At 74.5% G+C, this 18,669-nt stretch carries 15 protein-coding genes and 1 pseudogene; 14 read left to right on the top strand and 2 right to left on the bottom strand.

Features of this window, described 5'->3' with window-relative positions; all coding sequences use genetic code 11:
* Nucleotides 1-96: 96 nt before the first annotated feature.
* From ACZ7IF_RS06300 to ACZ7IF_RS06240, 13 genes and pseudogenes are all read left to right on the top strand, one after another.
* A pseudogene (locus ACZ7IF_RS06300) lies at nucleotides 97-435 on the top strand (right-handed parallel beta-helix repeat-containing protein); the annotation flags it as partial.
* 1 nt (nucleotide 436) lies between these two features.
* Nucleotides 437-1,669 carry an O-antigen ligase domain-containing protein gene (locus ACZ7IF_RS06295; RefSeq protein WP_470963913.1) on the top strand — a complete coding sequence of 411 codons (1,233 nt, stop codon included), beginning with the start codon at nucleotides 437-439 and terminating at the stop codon, nucleotides 1,667-1,669.
* A 2-nt stretch (nucleotides 1,670-1,671) separates the two neighbouring features.
* Entirely contained in the window at nucleotides 1,672-2,946 is a 1,275-nt protein-coding gene (locus ACZ7IF_RS06290; protein ID WP_470963910.1) for a glycosyltransferase family 4 protein, read from the top strand.
* Nucleotides 2,947-4,182 carry a class I SAM-dependent methyltransferase gene (locus ACZ7IF_RS06285; protein WP_470963907.1) on the top strand — a complete coding sequence of 412 codons (1,236 nt, stop codon included), beginning with the start codon at nucleotides 2,947-2,949 and terminating at the stop codon, nucleotides 4,180-4,182.
* Nucleotides 4,179-4,988 carry a glycosyltransferase family protein gene (locus tag ACZ7IF_RS06280; protein ID WP_470963904.1) on the top strand — a complete coding sequence of 270 codons (810 nt, stop codon included), beginning with the start codon at nucleotides 4,179-4,181 and terminating at the stop codon, nucleotides 4,986-4,988. Before ACZ7IF_RS06285 ends, ACZ7IF_RS06280 begins: the two co-directional genes overlap by 4 nt.
* Entirely contained in the window at nucleotides 4,985-5,632 is a 648-nt protein-coding gene (locus tag ACZ7IF_RS06275) for a PIG-L deacetylase family protein (RefSeq protein ID WP_470963901.1), read from the top strand. Before ACZ7IF_RS06280 ends, ACZ7IF_RS06275 begins: the two co-directional genes overlap by 4 nt.
* 3 nt (nucleotides 5,633-5,635) lie before the next feature.
* Nucleotides 5,636-6,661 (top strand): NAD-dependent epimerase/dehydratase family protein, encoded by a 1,026-nt coding sequence (locus ACZ7IF_RS06270; RefSeq protein WP_470963898.1) that lies wholly within the window; start codon nucleotides 5,636-5,638, stop codon nucleotides 6,659-6,661.
* On the top strand, nucleotides 6,649-7,932 hold the full coding sequence (locus ACZ7IF_RS06265) for a DUF4910 domain-containing protein (RefSeq protein WP_470963895.1): 1,284 nt from the start codon (nucleotides 6,649-6,651) through the stop codon (nucleotides 7,930-7,932). Before ACZ7IF_RS06270 ends, ACZ7IF_RS06265 begins: the two co-directional genes overlap by 13 nt.
* The gene (locus tag ACZ7IF_RS06260) at nucleotides 7,929-9,248 is read left to right on the top strand and encodes a hypothetical protein (protein WP_470963892.1); all 1,320 of its coding nucleotides are present in this window, start codon (nucleotides 7,929-7,931) and stop codon (nucleotides 9,246-9,248) included. The genes ACZ7IF_RS06265 and ACZ7IF_RS06260 overlap by 4 nt, the downstream gene beginning before the upstream one ends.
* Nucleotides 9,245-10,192 carry a glycosyltransferase family 2 protein gene (locus ACZ7IF_RS06255; protein ID WP_470963888.1) on the top strand — a complete coding sequence of 316 codons (948 nt, stop codon included), beginning with the start codon at nucleotides 9,245-9,247 and terminating at the stop codon, nucleotides 10,190-10,192. Before ACZ7IF_RS06260 ends, ACZ7IF_RS06255 begins: the two co-directional genes overlap by 4 nt.
* Nucleotides 10,189-11,457: a polysaccharide pyruvyl transferase family protein gene (locus ACZ7IF_RS06250; RefSeq protein WP_470963885.1), complete on the top strand. Its 1,269-nt coding sequence runs from the start codon at nucleotides 10,189-10,191 to the stop codon at nucleotides 11,455-11,457. Before ACZ7IF_RS06255 ends, ACZ7IF_RS06250 begins: the two co-directional genes overlap by 4 nt.
* Nucleotides 11,454-12,005, top strand: a complete 552-nt coding sequence (gene rfbC, locus ACZ7IF_RS06245) for a dTDP-4-dehydrorhamnose 3,5-epimerase (RefSeq protein WP_470963882.1) — start codon at nucleotides 11,454-11,456, stop codon at nucleotides 12,003-12,005. The genes ACZ7IF_RS06250 and rfbC overlap by 4 nt, the downstream gene beginning before the upstream one ends.
* Before the next feature lie 7 nt (nucleotides 12,006-12,012).
* Nucleotides 12,013-13,347, top strand: coding sequence for a glutamate-1-semialdehyde 2,1-aminomutase (locus ACZ7IF_RS06240; RefSeq protein WP_470963879.1), 1,335 nt, complete (start codon nucleotides 12,013-12,015; stop codon nucleotides 13,345-13,347).
* Nucleotides 13,348-13,375: 28 nt separating this feature from the next.
* On the opposite strand, the gene ACZ7IF_RS06235 is transcribed toward ACZ7IF_RS06240, so the two are convergent.
* On the bottom strand, nucleotides 13,376-14,050 hold the full coding sequence (locus tag ACZ7IF_RS06235; protein WP_470963876.1) for a phosphatase PAP2 family protein: 675 nt from the start codon (nucleotides 14,048-14,050) through the stop codon (nucleotides 13,376-13,378).
* Nucleotides 14,051-14,169: 119 nt separating this feature from the next.
* On the opposite strand from ACZ7IF_RS06235, the gene ACZ7IF_RS06230 reads away from it, so the two are divergent.
* Entirely contained in the window at nucleotides 14,170-15,414 is a 1,245-nt protein-coding gene (locus ACZ7IF_RS06230) for a cytochrome P450 (protein ID WP_470963873.1), read from the top strand.
* Nucleotides 15,415-15,433: 19 nt separating this feature from the next.
* On the opposite strand, the gene ACZ7IF_RS06225 is transcribed toward ACZ7IF_RS06230, so the two are convergent.
* Entirely contained in the window at nucleotides 15,434-18,631 is a 3,198-nt protein-coding gene (locus ACZ7IF_RS06225) for an ATP-binding protein (RefSeq protein ID WP_470963870.1), read from the bottom strand.
* Nucleotides 18,632-18,669: the final 38 nt, after the last annotated feature.

Raw genomic sequence — 18,669 nt, 5'->3', positions numbered from 1 at the left:
CCGTCCCCCCCCCCCCCCCCCCCCCCCCCCCCCCCCCTCCCCCCCCCCCCCCCCCCCCCCCCCCCCCCCCCCCCCCCCCCCCCCCCCCCCCCCCCGCCGCTGTACGCCGACTGCCGGTGGAAGACGCAACGGGTGGACATCCACGACAACCGCTTCGTGCTGGACACCTCCGTCGTCGACTGCACCGCGAAGTGCGACCGCATGGCGGTGCTGGCCAACTACGGCACCTATCCGGACTGGTCTCCGTACCAGGGCGAACAGGTGGCCGAGGAGATCTCCCTCAAGCAGCAGAACCGCTGGCACGACAACGTCTACGTCGGACCGTGGAAGTTCGTCGCCCACGACCCGAGCCGGGTGCTCGACTCCGGGCAGTGGCAGGGCCCGCCGTACCAGCAGGACCAGGGCAGCACCTTCGGCCCGCGGGCCGGTGGTTGAGATGGGCGAGAAGAGGATCGTCGGGATCGTCTGGGGACTGCTGATCCTCAACACGCTCGGCTCGGCCGGGGCGAAGACCATCGTTCCGCTCCCCCGGTCCCTCATCCAGATGGCCACTATGGGCGCGCTCGTCGCCGCCTTCGTGCTGGCGCTCTCGGTCAACCTCCGGCTGCGCGTCCGGCCCAGCGCCTACGTGTTCCTGCTCACCCTGCTGCTGGTGCCGAGCGTGATCTCCAGCGCACACCTGGAGTCCGGGTTCGGCGCGCTGTTCCGCTGCGCCCGGCTGGCCCTCTTCGTCGGCACGCTGTGGCTGCTCAGCCGCTGGTGGGACGGCGGCCTGACGTTCGTCCGGCACCACGTCCGGATGTACCTCGCGGTGCTCGGGTCGGTGGCCGCGGGGCTGCTCGTCTCGCCGGGCGCGGCCATGCCCGACCTCTACGGCGGGCGGCTGGTCGGCGCGTTGTGGCCGCTCACCCCGCCGCAGATCGGGCAGTACGCCGCGGTGATCATCGGGCTCACGGTGCTGCTCGTACTCGGCCGCAGGACCGACCGGGCCGGCGCGGCGGTGGTCATCGTGCCGTCCCTGGTCCTGCTCGCGCTGACCCATACCCGGACGGCGACGCTCGGGCTGTTCATCGGGCTGGCGCTGGCGATCGGCTCGCTGATGCCGACCAGCTCCGCCGCCCGCCGGTTCTCCGCCTGGGCGGTGCTGTGCGCCACGGTGGCCGCGGTGGGGTTCGCCTCCGCGCTGCAGTCGTGGTTCCTGCGCGGGCAGAGCCAGGAGAACTTCTCCAACCTCACCGGCCGGGCCAAGGTGTGGGACGCCCTGCTGGCGGCCCGCCGGACGGCCTCGGAGGAGCTGTTCGGCATGGGCCTGGGCGACAAGTCGTTCGGCGGGCTGCCGATCGACAACAGCTGGCTGGCCGTCTACAACGAGCAGGGGCTCACCGGCACCGCGATCGTGGCGGCGGTCTTCGTCGTGCTGGGCGGCGTCGCGCTGCTGCGGCCGCCGTCGCTGGAGCGGGCCTGCGCGATCTTCCTGATCAGCTACTGCGCGATCGCCTCGTACACCGAGGCCGGGCTGGGCGACGCCTCGCCGTACCTGCTGCACCTGGCCGTGGCCGCCTCGCTGCTGGCGGCACCGGTACCGCCCGCCGGGGCCGCGACGCTCCCGGCGGCCGAAGGCCCCGCACGACGTGTCCCCCGATGGACCCCGGACCGGGAGGTGACCTGAACATGCACGTCCTCGTGGTGCACAACCGCTACGCCTCGGCGCAGCCGAGCGGGGAGAACAAGGTCGTCGACCAGGAGGCGGAGCTGCTGCGCGCGGCCGGCCACCGGGTCGAGGTGTTCGAGCGGCGCAGCGACGACATCGGCGCCCTGTCCCTGCCGGCCAAGGCCGCGCTGCCGCTGCTGGTGCCGTGGAACCCTGCGGTCCGCAGGGAGCTCGCCGCCCGGCTCCGCGCCGGCCGGCCGGACGTGGTCCACGTCCACAACGTCTTCCCGCTCCTGTCGCCCGCGGTGCTGGCCGCCTGCGCCGACGCCGGCGTGCCCGCCGTCGCCACGCTGCACAACTACACCCAGGTCTGCCCGCCCGGCACGCTCCAGCGGGACGGCCGGCCGTGCACCGAGTGCGTCGGGGCGACGCCGCTGCCCGCCGTCCGGCACGGCTGCTACCGGGGCTCCCGGGCGGCCACGGTGCCACTGGCGGTCAGCCTGTCGGTCAACCGGCGGCGGTGGTGGTCGGGGGTGGAGCGGTTCCTGTGCATCTCCGCGGCGCAGCGCGACGTCCTGGTGCGGGCCGGCATGCCGCCCGGGCGGCTGGCGGTGAAGCACAACTTCGTGCCCGACCCCGGCATCCTCCGGGCGGGCGCCGGCGAGCAGCTGCTCTACCTCGGCCGGCTGGCGGAGGCCAAGGGCGTCCGGCTGCTCATGGCCGCGTGGGACGAGCTGGCCGCGGACGGCGGCGTGGGGGTACCGCTCGTGATCGCCGGCACGGGGCCGCTGGAGCGGGAGGTGACCGCCTGGGCGGCGGGCCGGGACGACGTGCGCTACGCCGGCCTGTACGACCCGGAACAGTGCCGGCGGGCCATCGCCCGGTCGGTGGCGGTGGTGGCTCCCTCGACCTGGCTTGAGGCGTTCGGCCTGGTGGTCGTGGAGGCGATGGCGGCGGGGGTCCCGACCGTCGCCGCCGGTCACGGCGCCTTCGTCGAACTCGTCGAGGACGGGGTGACCGGCCTGCTCCACCAGCCGGGCGAGTCCGCCTCGCTCGCGTCGTGCATACGCCGGATCACGGCCGATCCGGCCCGGAACCAGGAGATGGGGCGGGCGGGCCGGCGCCGTTACGAGCAGGACTTCAGCCCGGCGGTCGGGCTGGAGCGACTGCTGGACGAGTACCGCACCGCGATCGCGGGTCGGTCCGGTGGCGGGGAGGTCCCGCCACCGGTTGGGGAACGAAGGACGACTGGCTCGCGGCGGGGCAACCCGCCGCGGGCGGGATGGGGGCAGTAGATGACACGATGCCGACTCTGCGGTTCGGCGGCGCTGGCGAGCGTCGTCGACCTGGGGGCGACCCCGCCGTGCGAGAGCTTCCTCGCCGCGGAACAGCTGGACCTGCCGGAGCCCGCGTACCCGCTGCACCTGCGGGTCTGCACGGACTGCTGGCTGGCGCAGATCCCGCCGCTGATCACGCCGGAGGAGACGTTCAAGGAGTACGCGTACTTCTCCTCCTTCTCGACCTCCTGGGTGGAGCACGCGCGGACGTTCGTCGCCGACGCCGCGGAGCGGGTGGGTCTCGGCCCGGACTCCTTCGTGGTCGAGGTCGCGAGCAACGACGGGTACCTGCTGAGGCACGTGGTGGACCGGGGGATCCGCTGCCTCGGCATCGAGCCGTCGGTGAACGTCGGCGCGGCGGCGCGGGAGGCGGGTGTGCCCACGCTCACGGAGTTCCTCGACCCGGCCACCGGCGCCGGCGTCCGCGCCGAGCACGGGCCGGCCGACCTGGTCGTGGCCAACAACGTGTACGCGCACATCCCCGACGTGGTCGGGTTCACCCAGGGGCTGCGCTCCCTGGTCGCCGACGACGGCTGGGTCTCGATCGAGGTGCAGCACCTGCTGACCCTGATCGAGGAGAACCAGTACGACACGGTCTACCACGAGCACTTCCAGTACTACACGGTCGCGTCGGCGGCCCGGGCGCTGGCGAGCGGCGGGCTCACCCTCGTGGACGTCGAGCTGCTGCCCACGCACGGCGGCTCCATCCGGCTGTGGGCCCGGCCGGCCGAGGCGGCCGGTGAGCCGGGCCGGCGGGTGGCCGAGGTGCTGGACCGGGAGAAGGCGGCCGGGCTCCAGGAGCTGTCCGGGTACGCCGAGTTCTCCGCCCGGGTGGCCAAGGTGCGCCGGGACCTGCTGCGGTTCCTCATCGAGGCGGTCGAGCGCGGTGAGACGGTGGTCGGCTACGGCGCCCCGGGCAAGGGCAACACCCTGCTCAACCACTGCGGCATCCGGCCCGACCTGCTCGCGTACACGGTCGACCGCAACCCCTACAAGCACGGCAGGTTCACCCCGGGTACCCGCATCCCGATCCTGGCGCCCGAGCAGATCGCCGCCGACCGGCCGGACTACGTCCTCGTCCTCCCGTGGAACCTGCGGGCGGAGCTCGTCGAGCAGCTGTCCTTCGTGCACGAGTGGGGCGGCCGGCTGGTCTTCCCCATACCGGAACTGAGCATTGTCGAGGTCAACCGATGAAGGTCGTACTGTTCTGCGGCGGTTACGGGATGCGGATGCGCAGCGGCGCCGCGGACGACGTGCCCAAGCCGATGGCGATGGTCGGCCCGCGGCCGCTGATCTGGCACGTCATGCGCTACTACGCGCACTTCGGGCACAAGGAGTTCATCCTGTGCCTCGGGTACGGGGCCCACCACATCAAGGACTTCTTCCTCAACTACGAGGAGACGACCTCCAACGACTTCGTGCTGCGGGGCGGGCGGACGGAGCTGCTGTCCACCGACATATCCGACTGGACGATCACCTTCGCGCAGACCGGCGTCGAGTCGCCGATCGGGGAGCGGCTGCGCCGGGTGCGGCACCACCTGGACGGCGACGAGATGTTCCTCGCCAACTACGCGGACGTGCTCACCGACGCGCCGCTGCCGGAGATGATCGACCGGTTCTCCCGGCGCGACGCCGGCGCCTCGATGATGGTGGTGCCGCCCCAGTCCTCGTTCCACTGCGTGGACCTGGGCGAGGACGGCCTGGTGGGGGGCATCACCCCGGTGAGCGAGCTGCCGCTGTGGGAGAACGGCGGCTACTTCGTGCTCCGCCAGGAGGTCTTCGACCACATCCCGGAGAACGGGGACCTGGTCGCCGACGGATGCGCCCGGCTGGCCAAGAGCGGCCGGCTGGTGGCGCACCAGCACCGGGGCTTCTGGAAGCCGACCGACACCGTGAAGGAGCGGGCCGCCCTCGACGAGGCCTACGCCCGGGGCGACCGCCCGTGGGCCGTGTGGGAGCGGCACGGCGCCGGGGCGGGCACCGGGGCGGGGACCGCATGATCAAGCTCAGTGCCGGGCGCGTGGACCGGCTCGTCGCGGTCGGCGCGCACTGCGACGACATCGCCATCGGCGCCGGCGGCACCCTGCTGACCCTGTGCCTGGCCCGGCCGGGCATCCGCGTCGACGCGCTGGTGCTCTCCGGCGGCGGCAGCGAGCGGGAGCGGGAGGAGCAGGCCGCGCTCGCCGCGTTCTGTCCGGGTGCCGACCTGCGCCTCACCGTGCTCAAGCTGCCCGACGGCCGGCTGCCGACGCACTGGGACGAGGCCAAGGCCGCGGTCGAGGAGCTGCGCGGGGGGACCGATCCCGATCTCGTGCTCGCCCCGCGCACCGACGACGCGCACCAGGACCACCGGGGCCTGGCGCGGCTGGTGCCCACCGCGTTCCGCGACCACCTCGTGCTCGGCTACGAGATCGTCAAGTGGGACGGCGATCTCGGCCGTCCGTCGGCGTACCAGCCGCTGTCGCCGGAGACCGCCGAGCGGAAGGTGCGGCTGCTGCAGGAGCACTACCCCTCGCAGCGGCACCGCCCCTGGTACGACCGGGAGGCCTTCCTCGGGCTGGCCCGGATCCGCGGCATCGAATGCCACGCGCGCTACGCCGAGGCGTTCGCCGTCACCAAACTCACTCTGAACCTGGGGGATTGAACCTTGCGCGTACTGCTGACCGGACATCAGGGCTACCTGGGAACCGTGATGGCCCCGGTGCTCGCGGCCGCCGGCCACGAGGTCGTCGGCCTGGACTCCGGCCTGTTCGCCGACTGCGTGCTGGGCCCGCGGCCCGCGGACCCGCCGGGGCGGCGGGTGGACCTGCGCGACGTCACCGCCGAGGACGTGGCCGGGGCGGACGCGGTGATCCACCTGGCCGCGCTGTCCAACGACCCGCTGGGATCGCTGGCGCCGGAGCTCACGTACGACATCAACCACCACGCGTCCGTGCGGCTGGCCCGGCTGGCCCGCGACGCCGGAGTGCGGCGCTTCCTGTACGCCTCGACGTGCTCGGTCTACGGCGCCGCCGGCGGCGACGTCCTGGTGGCCGAGGACGCCCCGCTGCGCCCGGTGACGCCGTACGCGGAGTCCAAGGTGCGGGTGGAGGACGATCTGCACGCGCTGGCCGACGGCGACTTCAGCCCGGTGCACATGCGCAACGCCACCGCCTTCGGCTACTCCCCCCGGCTGCGCGCCGACATCGTCGTGAACAACCTGGTGGGCCACGCCCTGCTGTCCGGCGAGGTGCTGGTGATGTCCGACGGCACCCCGTGGCGCCCGCTGGTGCACGCCGCCGACATCGCACGGGCCTTCACGGCCGCGCTGGAGGCGCCGCGCGAGGCGGTGCACGACCGGGCCTTCAACATCGGCAGCGAGACCAACAACGTCACCGTCGCCGAGATCGCCGGGCAGGTCGCCGACGCGGTGGCCGGCTCGAAGGTGGTGATCACCGGGGAGACCGGTGCCGATCCGCGGTCGTACCGGGTGGACTTCTCCCGGTTCCGTGCCGCGGTGCCCGGCTTCGAGTGCGAGTGGACGGTGAAGCAGGGCGCGCTCGAACTCGCCGACGCCTACCGCGAACACGGGCTGACCCGCCAGGACTTCGAGCAGCGCTTCACCCGGCTGGCCGTGCTGCGCGCGGCCTCCGGGGCCGGTGCGGTCGACGACACCCTGCGGTGGCGCCGGTGACCGCGCTCGGCCAGGAGATGCACGCGCTGGTGGAGCGGCTGTACCCGCTGTGCCGGAGCATCACCGGCGACGGTGTGCGCGCCACCCTGGACATCGTCGGCGAGTACGTCCCGCTGGAGGTGCACGAGGTTCCGACCGGGACGCAGGTGCTGGACTGGACGGTGCCGCAGGAGTGGAACATCCGGGACGCGTACGTCGCCGACGCGTCCGGGAAGCGGGTCGTGGACTTCGCCGCGTCCAGCCTGCACGTGCTCGGCTACAGCGTGCCGGTGTCGGCGACCATGCCGCTGTCCGAGCTGCGGGCGCACCTGCACACCCTGCCCGACCACCCTTCCTGGGTGCCGTACCGCACCAGCTACTACAAGCCGGAGTGGGGGTTCTGCCTGGCCCAGGAGACCTTGGACGCGCTGCCGGACGGGGATTACGAGGTGCGCGTCGACTCCACGCTCGCGGACGGCCACCTCACCTACGCCGAGCACGTGGTCCCCGGTCGGGTCTCCGACGAGGTGATCGTCTCCTGCCACGTCTGCCACCCGTCGCTGGCCAACGACAACCTGGCCGGCATCGCGGTGGCCGCCTTCCTGGCCCGGGCGCTCGCGGAGCGGACCCCGTACTACACCTACCGGTTCCTGTTCGCGCCCGGCACCATCGGGGCGATCACCTGGCTGGCCCGCAACGCGGAGCGGATCGACCGGGTCAGGCACGGCCTGGTGCTGGCCTGCGCCGGCGACCCGGGCCGGCTGACGTACAAGCAGAGCAGGCGCGGCGACGCGGAGATCGACCGGGTGCTGCGGCACGTGCTGCGGGCCTCCGGACGTCCGCACCGGATCACCGAGTTCACGCCGTACGGCTACGACGAGCGGCAGTTCTGCTCGCCGGGGTTCGACCTCGGCGTGGGCTCGCTCAGCCGTACCCCGTACGCCGGGTACCCCGAGTACCACACCTCGGCGGACAACCCGGACTTCGTCACCCCGGAGGCGATGGCGGACACCCTCGCCCTCTGCCAGGAGGCGTTCGCCGTGCTGGACCGCAACCGGCGGTACCAGAACCTCAGCCCGTACGGCGAACCCCAGCTGGGCCGGCGCGGGCTGTACGACTCGCTCGGCGGCCGCAGCGACGCGAAGGAGGCCCAGATGGCCGTGCTCTGGGTGCTCAGCCTCTCCGACGGCGAGCACAGCCTGCTGGACGTCGCCGAGCGGTCCGGGCTGGCGTTCGACACCGTGGCCGCCGCGGCCGGGGCGCTGCACGGCGCCGGGCTGATCAAGGCGTGACGCCGGTGCCCACCGAGGGGGAGAAGACGACGGCACCGGCGGCCCCGGACGCGGACACCGCCCCGCGGGCCGCCAAGCGGGCCGTCCTCGGCCGGCTGTCCTGGGGACTGGCCGACCAGGCGGCCTCCAGCGTGTCCAACTTCGCGGTGGGCATCTACGTGGCGCGCTCGCTGGGGCTGGCCGCGTTCGGCGTGTTCAGCCTGGCCTGGGTGACCTACGGGGTGGTGCTCAGCGTCTCCCGCGGGCTGGCCACGGACCCCCTCGTGGTGCGCTTCAGCGGTGTGCCGGAGGCGGCCTGGCGCGGGGCGGTGGCCCGGTCGTCGGGTACCGCGCTCGGCGTCGGCGGCGCCATCGGCGCGGCGTGCCTGGTGGCCGGGCTGGGGCTCGGCGGGGCCGTGGGGACCGCGTTCGCCTGCCTCGGCGTCGTGCTGCCGGGGCTGCTGCTGCAGGACGCCTGGCGGTACGCGTTCTTCGCCGCCGGGACCGGGCGCAAGGCCTTCGTCAACGACGTGGTGTGGGGCGTCGCGCTCGTCCCGGCCATGGTGGTGGCCGCCCGTGTGGGCAGCGTGTCCGCCTTCGTGCTCGCCTGGGGCGCGTCCGCCGCGGTGGCCGCGGCGTACGGCTGCTTCCAGTCCGGGATCCGGCCCCGCCTGGCCGGTTCCCGCGAGTGGGTCCGCGAGCACCGCGACCTCGGCTACCGGTACCTGGTCGAGAACACCTGCGTCAGCGGCGCGAGCCAGCTGCGGGCGTACGGGCTCGGCGCGATCGTCGGGGTCAGCGCGGTGGGCGTGGTCCGGGGCGCCGAGCTGCTGCTCGGCCCGTTCCTCGCCGTGCTGATGGGGCTGTCGCTGGTCACGGTCGCGGAGGCGGCCCGGGTACTGCGGCGGGCCCCGCACCGCCTCGGCGTGTTCTGTCTCCTGCTCGGCGGCGTGCAGGCCGTCGCCGCGCTGCTCTGGGGCGCGGCGCTGCTGCTGGTGCCGGACCGGCTCGGCGGGCTCGTGCTCGGGGACGTCTGGGGCTCGGCCTCGCAGCTGATCGTGCCGGCCACGCTCGGCGTCGCGGGCGCCGGCCTCGGCACCGGCGCGGCGGCCGGGCTGCGGGCGCTCGGTGCGGCCCGGCGCAGCCTGCGCAGTCAGTTGTTCGCCTCCGCCTGCTACGCCGCGGGCGGGCTCGGCGGTGCCGCCCTGGCCGGCACGGTCGGGTCGGCCTGGGGCGTCGCCGCCGCGACCGCCTGCGGCTCGGCCGTGTGGTGGCTGCACCTGCGGTCCGCCCTGCGCGAGCGCACGAATTCCATCCGCGAAGTGAGGACACCGTGAACGACCGTCCCAGGCTGAGCATCGGCCTGCCCGTGTACAACGGCGAGGAGTACCTCGCCGAGTCGCTCGACGCCCTGCTCGGCCAGACCTACGAGGACTTCGAGCTGGTCATCTCCGACAACGCCTCGACCGACGGGACCCGGGACATCTGTCTCAAGTACGCCGCGCGGGACTCGCGCATCCGATACCTGCGGCTGCCCCGCAACATCGGCGCCGCGCCGAACCACAACCACGTGTTCACCGAGTGCCGCGGCGAGCTGTTCAAGTGGGCCTCGCACGACGACCTGTACGCCCGGGACCTGCTGAAGCGCTGCGTGGAGGCGCTGGACGAGCGGCCGGACGTGATCCTGGCGCACAGCGGCCAGGCCGTCATCGACGGCGACGGCCGGGTGAAGGTCCCGTACGAGTACGGGATCGCCACCGACTCGCCGCGCGCACCGGAGCGCTTCCGCAGCTTCCTGTTCGAGCCCGGTGGCGACGACTTCTACGGGGTGATGCGGGCCGACGTGCTGCGCCGGGTGAAGCCGCACGACAGCTACCACCACGCGGACCGCACGTTCGTCGCCGAGATCGTCCTGAACGGGCCCTTCCACCAGGTGCCGGAGCTGCTGTACTTCCGCCGCGACCACCCCACCCGCGCCGAGCGGGCGAACCCCGGCAAGCGCTCCCGGTGCGTCAACCTGGACCCGCGCCGGGCGGGCGCGCTGCACCCGACGCCCCGGCTGCTCGCCGAGTACGTCCTGGGGTTCCTCGGGGCGATCGGGCGGGCGCCGCTGTCGGCGGCCGACCGGCGCGCCTGCTACCGCCACCTGGCCGTCTGGATGGCCAGCCGGGCCAGGCCGGGCGCCGGCGAACGGGTCGAGGACCGTGCCCCGGTCGTCCCGGCCGGGCTCGCCGTCTCCGTCGACGACCTCGTCGCCGGCCGTGAGGGGAGGGGGGCGTGAGGTCCGCGGACGGAACCCCGGTGCGGGTCGGGGTGTTCGGCCTGCTCGGCTCCGGGAACCTCGGCAACGACGGGTCGCTGGAGGCGGTGCTCGGGTACCTCCGCGGCGCGCACCCGGAGGCGGCGGTGGACGCCCTCTGCGGCGGACCCGAGGTCGTCGCGGCCCGGTACGGGATCCCCGCGACGCGGCTGCACTGGTACCGCGGGGAGTACCGGACCGCGTCCCGTGCGGGCGCGATCGCCGGCAAGGGCCTGGGCAAGCTCGTCGACGTCTTCCGCACCGCCGCCTGGGTGCGCCGGCACGACGTGGTGATCGTGCCGGGCATGGGGGTCCTGGAGGCCACGCTGCCGCTGCGGCCGTGGGGCTTCCCGTACTCGCTGCTGCTGCTGTGCGCGAGCGGGCGGCTGCTGGGCACCCGGGTCGCGCTGGTCGGCGTCGGCGCCGCCCCGATCGGCGACCGGCCGACCCGGGCGCTGGTGCGCTGGTCGGCCCGGCTGGCCGCGTACCGGTCGTACCGGGACGGCCCGTCCCGCGACGCGATGCGGGCGATGGGCGTGGACACCTCGCGCGACGAGGTGTACCCGGACCTCGCGTTCGCCCTGCCGACGCCGCCGGCGGGCGTGCCCTCGGACGCGCCGGGCCCGGTCTGCGTGGGTGTCATGGACTTCCACGGCGGCAACGACGACCGGGCCCGGGCCGAGGAGATCCACCGGCGCTACCTCGACGGGACGACCCGCTTCGTCCGCGCGCTGGTCGAGGAGGGCAGGCCGGTCCGGCTGCTCACCGGCGACGAGTGCGACGCTCCGGTGGTCGCCGCGATCCTCGAAGCGGTGGACTCGCCGCTGGTCACCGCCGCCGGGGCGGCCTCGCTGGCCGACCTGATGAAGGAGGCGGCGGCCGCCGGTGCCGTGGTGGCGACCCGCTACCACAACCTGGTCTGCGCGCTGAAGGCCGGCACGCCGACGCTCGCACTGAGCTACGCGGCGAAGAGCGACGCGCTGATGGCCCGGATGGGGCTGGACGCGTACCGCCACCCGGCCCGCGAGGTCGACGCCGACCGGCTGCTCGGCCAGTTCCGGGAGCTGGAGGAGCGGTCGGCGGAGCTGCGCCGGACCCTCGCCGAGCGGAACCTGGTCGCCGCCCGGCTCCTGGAGGACCAGTTCGCCGCCCTGACCGCGGCCCTGTTCCCGGCGGCCGGCCGCACCCGGGGCCGCGCCCACGGCCATGCCCATGCCCACGCCCACGCCACTCGGGAGACCCCATGAAAGCGACCGAAGTCCCGGCGATCGCCGGCGCGTACCTCTTCGAACCGACGCCGTACGCCGACGAGCGCGGCTTCTTCTGCCGCACCTTCGACGCCGACGTGGTCCGCTCGGTGGGCCTCGACCCGGACGCCTTCATCCAGGACAGCCTGTCCCGCTCGGTCCGGGGCGTGCTGCGCGGCCTGCACCTGCGCTCCGGCGCCGGCGAGGCCAAGCTGGTCCGCTGCTCGTACGGGAGCATCTTCGACGTGGTCGTGGACCTGCGGCCGGACTCGCCGACGTACCGCAACCGGGCCTTCTTCGAGCTGTCCGGCGAGACGCAGGCGACCGTGTACGTCCCGGCGGGGTGCGCGCACGGTTTCCAGGCGCTGAGCGACACCGCCGACACCTCGTACCGGATCGACCGCCCGCACGATCCGACCGAGGACGTGACGATCGCCTTCGACGACCCGGAGCTCGCCATCCCGTGGCCGCTGCCGGTCACCTTGATGTCCCAGCGGGACCGGGAGGCGCCGAGCCTCGCCGAGGTCCTGAAGCAGAACGAGAGCTGAGGCCGGCGTGGACACCGAAGACAACCGAGAGCTCCGCCTGCCGCGGTCGCGGGCGGCGAACGAACGGCTGCACGCCCTGGTCCCCGGGGGCGCGCACACCTACGCCAAGGGCGACGACCAGTACCCCGAGGACCTGGCCCCGGTCATCAGCCACGGCAGCGGTGCCCACGTGTGGGACGTCGACGGCAACCGCTACGTCGAGTACGGCTCCGGCCTGCGGTCCGTCAGCCTCGGCCACGCCCACCCGCGCGTGATCGAGGCGGTACGGCGCGAACTCGGCCGCGGCAGCAACTTCGTGCGGCCGTCCATCGTGGAGGTCGAGGCCGCGGAGCGCTTCCTCGCCACGGTGCCGACCGCCGAGATGGTGAAGTTCGCGAAGAACGGCTCCGACGCCACCACCGCCGCGGTACGCCTCGCCCGTGCCGCCACCGGGCGCCGGCGGGTGGCGGTCTGCGCCGACCATCCGTTCTTCTCCACGGACGACTGGTTCATCGGCACCACGCCGATGTCCGCCGGCATTCCGGACGCGGTCAACGAGCTCACCGTGACGTTCCCCTACGGGGACCTGGCCGCCACTCAGGAGCTCCTCAGCCGGTACCCGGACGAGGTCGCCTGCCTGGTCCTCGAACCCGCCACCCACACCGAGCCGCCGCCCGGATACCTCGCCGGTCTGCGCGAGCTGGCCGACCGGCACGGCTGCGTCCTGGTCTTCGACGAGATGATCACCGGCTTCCGCTGGTCCGAGGCGGGCGCCCAGGGCCTGTACGGCGTGGTCCCCGACCTCTCCACGTTCGGCAAGGCGCTGGGCAACGGGTTCGCCGTCTCCGCGCTGGCCGGGCGCCGCGACCTGATGGAGCGGGGCGGGCTGCGCCACTCCGGCGACCGGGTGTTCCTGCTGTCCACCACGCACGGTGCGGAGACCCACTCGCTGGCGGCCGCGATGGCCGTGCAGGCCACCTACGTCGAGGAGGGCGTCACGGCGCGGCTGCACGCCCTCGGCGAGCGGCTGGCCGCCGGGGTCCGCGACGCCGCGGCCGGCATGGGCGTCGGTGACCACGTCGTCCTCCGGGGCCGGGCCAGCAACCTGGTCTTCGCCACCCTCGACGAGAACGGGCAGCCGTCGCAGGAGTACCGCACCCTGTTCCTGCGCCGGCTCCTGGCGGGCGGGGTGCTGGCCCCGTCGTTCGTGGTGAGCAGCGCGCTCACCGACGCCGACATCGATCACACCGTCGACGTGGTGGCCCAGGCGTGTGCGGTGTACCGCAAGGCGCTGGACGCCGCCGACCCCGCTCCCTGGCTGGCGGGACGACCGGTGAAGCCCGTCTTCCGCCGCCTGGCGTGACGTGAGGTGAGGTGGCCGGCGTGGCGCGTCAGCGGCGCTCGCGCCGGCCGGCGTCGGCCGCCCGGTCCACCAGCCACGCGGTCGCCGGCACCACCGCAAGCGCGGTGCACCAGCCGCCCAGGACGTCGGTCGGGTAGTGGGCGCCCAGGGCGACCTGCGCCCAGCCCATCGCGGCGCCGGCGACCAGCGCCGCGGCGAGCACGAGCGACGTGCCGGCCGTCCTGCCGAGGCCGAGCCGGCCGGTCGCGAGCAGCGCCACCGCGAGGGCGAGCGCGGTGGCGAAGGCGGTGTGCCCGCTCGGGTAGGACAGGTTGTCGCCGTGGATGGTGCGTCCCACCAGGGACTTGAGCAGCGTCGCCGTCCCCACGGCCAGGGCGGCGCCGGCCACGACGAGCACCGCGGCGCGAGGGCGCCGGAGCAGCAGGCAGACCGTCACGGCGGCCACCACCAGCACCGCCGCTCCCACGGGCTCCCCCAGGAAGTCCGTGGCCAGGGCGAGGTAGCGCCAGGACGGCCCCACCCCGTACACCGCCTCCCCGATCCGCGCGTCCACGGTGCCGGGCTCACCGGCATCGGCGTACAGGACCCCGAGCCCGAGGACCACCAGGGCGGCCAGGGCCGCGATCAGCCCGAGCCACACACGTAACAGCGGGGGTATCGCCGCGGACGTCGGCCGGCCGCTCTTCAGCAGGATTCCAAACACGCCAAAACCCTAACCAACGCCGCGTTCTCACGGGGGGCATCGATGAAACCGGTGTGAAGCCGCGTTGAAGCCGGGCGGCCGCAAGCTCCGTGGACACCCACCGCCACGAGAGGACCGCCATGAGCGAGACCATCCACCACCTGTCCCCCGACCGGCTCCAGGACCCCGGGGCCGGGTACGCCGGCCTCCGCGAGGAGGGCGGTCTGCCCCGCGTCGTGCTCCCGGGCCTGCGGACGCCGGTACGGCTCGTCACCCGCTACGAGGACGTCAAGGCCGCGCTCACCGAGCCCCGGCTGATCAGGGACCGGAACAGGGTGCCCGGTGGCGTCGAAGGACCCGACGCGCAGGAGGAGTTGCTGGAGCCGCTGGGCGGGCTCCCGTCCGAGCACGTGCAGTACGTCTCCGCTCACCTGGCCTTCTTCGACGGCGAGGAGCACGCCCGCCGCCGGGCCCCCCTCACCCGTGCCTTCACCGCCCGGCGCGTCGCGTCCTTGCGGCCCTTCGTCGAGGAGACCGCCGAGCGGCTGATCGGCGAGCTGGCCGGGCGGGAGGAGGCCGACCTGCTGAACGAGTTCGCCTATCCCCTGGCCACCTCCGTCATCTGCGAGCTGGTCGGCGTCGACGCCGCGGACCGGGCCCGGGTCTGTGACTGGATCCGGGACTTCGCGTACGGCGACGGCAGCAGGATGAGCGACGGCCTCGCCGGCGTCGTCGAGTACGTCAAGTCCCTGATCGGGAGGCGGAAGGCCGTCCCCGCCGACGACCTGATCACCGCCCTGCTGGAAGGCGCCCGGGAGGGCGGCGCGGACGCGCTCGCAGAGGACGAGATCGTCGCCATGGTGTTCCTGCTCATCAACACCGGGATCACCCCGCCCGCCCTCTTCCTGGCCCACGCCGTCCTCACCCTGCTCGACCACCCCGGCGAGCTGGCCCGGCTCCGCGCCGACCCGGAGCTGCTGGCGCGGGCCGTGCCCGAACTCCTGCGGCACGTCACGCTCCTGCGGATCGGAGCCACGGTGTACGCCACCGAGGACTTCGAGTTCGCCGGGACCGCGCTGCGCAGGGGCGAGGCCGTGACCGTGGCCCTGCTGGCGGCGAACCACGACCCGGCCGTGTACGGCGAGGAGCCCGGGCGGCTCGACATCGGCAGGGAGGCCGGGCGGGGCAGGACCCACCTCGCCTTCGGGCACGGTGCGCACCACTGCATCGGCGCCCCGCTCGGGAACCTGGTGACAGGGGTGGTGTTCGACCGGCTGCTCGTCCGGCGGCCGGTTCCGGAACTGGCCGTCGCCCGCCAGGACCTGGAGTTCGGCCACTGGCCCGGGGACGGCTTCCACCTGATGCGGCTGCCGGTGCGGCTGTGATCCCGGCCGGGTGAGCCGGTCAGCCGTGATCCCTCTCCCTGTCGCGCAGCAGGTCGAGGGCCGCTCGCCGTAGTTCGTCCCGGCCCAGGGCGGCGTACCGGGACACCGCGTCCTCGTACGCCGCCCCGTCGGCGCGTCGGGCCGCCTCCCGGGCGCGGGCGGAGGACATGGTCGGCTGGAAGGTCCGCAGGCACCGGAAGTACTCCGTCAGCGCGAGCAGCCGTACGCCGCCGCGGACCGTGGCCGCGCTGCCCTGCGCGCCTCCCCGGGCGAGGTCGGCCGTCCCCAGCGCGAGCAGCAGCGCGCCGCAGACCGGGAGGTCCGCCGGGGCGCCCCGTTCCAGCCGGGCCGTCGCGCGTTCCGGGAGGCGGGCGGTGAGCCGCTCCACCAGGTCGAGCCGGCCGTGCCGCGCATGGGCGGTCACGGCGGCCGCCCGTATCTCCAGGACCCAGGGCTCCAGGTCCACTTCGAGGCCGAAGACCGGTTCGCCGGACCGCTCCGGGAGGGCCGCGGCCCGGCGCCAGAGCATCAGGCCCTTCTCCGTCCCGCCCCGCGCGAGCTCGATCTCGGCGCGCGCCCCCAGTTCGGGGGTCGGGACGTCCGCGCTCTCCTCCGGCCGGTTCCTCAGGGCCAGCTCCAGCCACCGTTCCGCCTCGTCCACTTCACCCGTCTGGAGGTTCCCCAGCACCATGCCCCAGCGCAGGCCCATGGTGTCGGGCCAGTCGCCGAGCCGGTCGAGGACGCGTACGGCCTCGTGCAGGTGGCGCAGCGCCTCCTCCCCCCGCTCCGCGTGCAGGCACAGTTCGCCCAGCCGGGACAGGGCCACGACCTGGAGCCATGGAACGCGGTGGCCCTCGATGGCGGCGAGCGTCCGCCGGGCGGCCGCCATGGCCCGCTCCGGTTCGTGCCCGTTCTCCCACAGGTAGCCGGCCAGTCCCTCGGCGACCCCGGCGAGCAGGGGCTCGCGGCTGCCACGGAACGCGTCCAGCAGCGTGCGGTCGGTCCCGAAGACCTCGGGAGCGGCGCGCAGGACGGTGGCGAGCGCCCTGACGGGGGTGTCCGCGGGGGCCGGAGGCAGCCGGCGCAGGAGGACGAGGAGGCGCGGCGGAGCGGGGGCGCCGCCCAGCAGCGGGCTGACGGCGAGCAGCACCGCGGCGGTGCGGGCCGCCTCGACGTGGGCGGGTTCCGGCCGGTGGTGCGAGAGCAGTCCGCCGGCTTCCGCCGAGAGCGGGATCAGCCGCGCGTAGTTCGCCTCGGTGGCCCACAGGGTGCACAGGACGGCGCAGGCCGCCGCGACGGTGGGCGCGTCCCGGCGGGCGAGGCCGAGCCGCAGGGCGCGGACGAGGTTGTCCTGCTCGGCCTTGACGGCGCGCCATGCGGCGTACGGATCCGGGCCGAAGGGCGCGCCGTGCCGGGCGACGCCGAAGTCGCGTGCCCAGAGCAGGAACCGCCCGGTGACGCGCTCCGTCTCGCCGGCCCGGTCCCGGTGCGCGGCACCGAATTCCCGTACGGTCTCCAGCATCCGGAAGCGGGTGCCGGTGCCGGTGTCGGCGACCTTGAGCAGGGACTGGTCGACCAGGTCCTCCAGGACGTCCAGGACCTCCGGAACGTCGTCACCGAGCACCTGCGCGGCCGCCTCGGCCGTGAAGCCGCCCGGGAACACGGACAGGGCGCGCAGGGCCGTCCGCCCGGCCGGTTCGAGGAGGTTCCAGCTCCAGTCGACGACGGCGTGCAGGGTGCGGTGCCGGCGGGGTGCGTCCCGGGCCCCGCCGCGGAGCAGTGCGAACCGGTCCTCCAGGCGCCGGGTCATGTCCGCGACGGACATGACCCGCACCCGCGCGGCCGCCAGCTCCACGGCGAGCGGCAGCCCCTCCAGGCGCCGGCAGAGCTCCGCGACCTGGCGGACGGGGAGTTCCACGCCGGGACGCGCGGCCCGGGCCCGTTGCTCGAACAGCCGCACCGCCGTGGCCTGATCGAGCTCGGGCAGCGGGTAGACCGATTCGGAGGACAGGCCGAGCGGTGCCCGGCTGGTGGTGAGGATCCGCAGGTCACCGGTCATGGCGACCAGCGCCCGGACCAGTTCGGCGGCCCCGTCGAGCACGTGCTCGCAGTTGTCCAGCACCAGCAGCACCGGGCCGGGACCGAGGGCGCCGACGATGCCGGTCAGCACGTCGGCCGGGGGGCCGAAGCCGCCCGGGGGGCCGAAGCCGCCCGGGGGCACGAGACGGGGCTGGGCGACCCCGAGGGCGGAGGCGACCTCGCCCGCGACGTCCGCGTCGCCGGTGACACCGGCGAGGGCGACCAGGTGGACGGTGCGCTGCGCCGCGTCCCGGCCGACGGCGGCGGCGAGCCGGGTCTTGCCGAGCCCGCCGGGGCCCACGATCGAGGTGACGCGGGAGGTGCGCAGCAGCCGGGTCACCGCGGCGATGTCGCCCGCGCGGCCCAGGAGTTCGTTGGGCTCGTGCGGCACTCCCCTGCGCACCGCCGGCGCGCCGGCCCGCAGCAGTTCCCGGTGCTGGGCGCGCAGGGCCGGCCCGGGGTCGGTGCCCAGCTCGTCACGGAGTGCGCGGCGGTAGCGGTCGTAGCTGGCCAGTGCGGCGGAGGCGCCCGCGGTGGCCGCCTCGCAGCGGACCAGCTCCAGCAGCAGTTCCTCGTCAAGCGGGAGTTCCCGTACGAGCTCCGCCAGCGGCTCCAGCGCCTCGGGCTCCCGGCCGGTGCGCGCCAGCCCGAGCGCCCGGGCGCGGAGCAGCGCGCGGTACGCCGGGCGCCGTTCGGCCCTGAGCGCGGACAGCGGATCGCCGAGTACGGGTTCCCCGTGCCCGGCGCCGGCCGCCCCCCACAGCGCCAGCCCCGCTTCGGCTTCGGCGAGCGCCCCGGCGTGGTCGCCGGAGCGGGACCTCTCCGCGCACGCGGCGGTGTGCAGCAGGACGGCCGAGGCGTCGACCCGGTCCTCGCCGAGGGCCAGCCGGTACCCGCCCGGCGTACTGGCGATGACCTCGGCCCCCAGCTGCGTACGCGCCCGCGAGACGAGGATCTGCAGCGCCTTGACCGGACGCGCCGGCTGCTCGTCCGGCCAGAGCCCGTCGATCAGCCGCGCGGTACCGCATCCCGCGGGCAACTCGCCGGCGAGCAGGGCGATCAGTGCCCGCAGCCGGGGTGCGGATATCTCCCGGCCCCGGAAGGCCACCGTCGTCAGAGTGGTCAGCTCCATGGTCACCGGAGCAGCGTAGAACGACGGACCGGCCCGCCCCCAGG

The organism is Streptomyces sp. NPDC037421 (assembly GCF_055602105.1).
The sequence above is the reverse complement of the archived record's forward strand: the minus strand, read 5'-3'. Positions and strand labels throughout refer to the sequence as shown.

Excerpts from the sequence above, each read along its gene's own strand:
- ACZ7IF_RS06295 (WP_470963913.1), top strand. The coding sequence starts at position 437 with ATGGGCGAGAAGAGGATCGTCGGGATCGTCTGGGGACTGCTGATCCTC.
- ACZ7IF_RS06290 (WP_470963910.1), top strand. The coding sequence starts at position 1,672 with ATGCACGTCCTCGTGGTGCACAACCGCTACGCCTCGGCGCAGCCGAGC.
- ACZ7IF_RS06285 (WP_470963907.1), top strand. The coding sequence starts at position 2,947 with ATGACACGATGCCGACTCTGCGGTTCGGCGGCGCTGGCGAGCGTCGTC.
- ACZ7IF_RS06280 (WP_470963904.1), top strand. The coding sequence starts at position 4,179 with ATGAAGGTCGTACTGTTCTGCGGCGGTTACGGGATGCGGATGCGCAGC.
- ACZ7IF_RS06275 (WP_470963901.1), top strand. The coding sequence starts at position 4,985 with ATGATCAAGCTCAGTGCCGGGCGCGTGGACCGGCTCGTCGCGGTCGGC.
- rfbC (WP_470963882.1), top strand. The coding sequence starts at position 11,454 with ATGAAAGCGACCGAAGTCCCGGCGATCGCCGGCGCGTACCTCTTCGAA.
- ACZ7IF_RS06230 (WP_470963873.1), top strand. The coding sequence starts at position 14,170 with ATGAGCGAGACCATCCACCACCTGTCCCCCGACCGGCTCCAGGACCCC.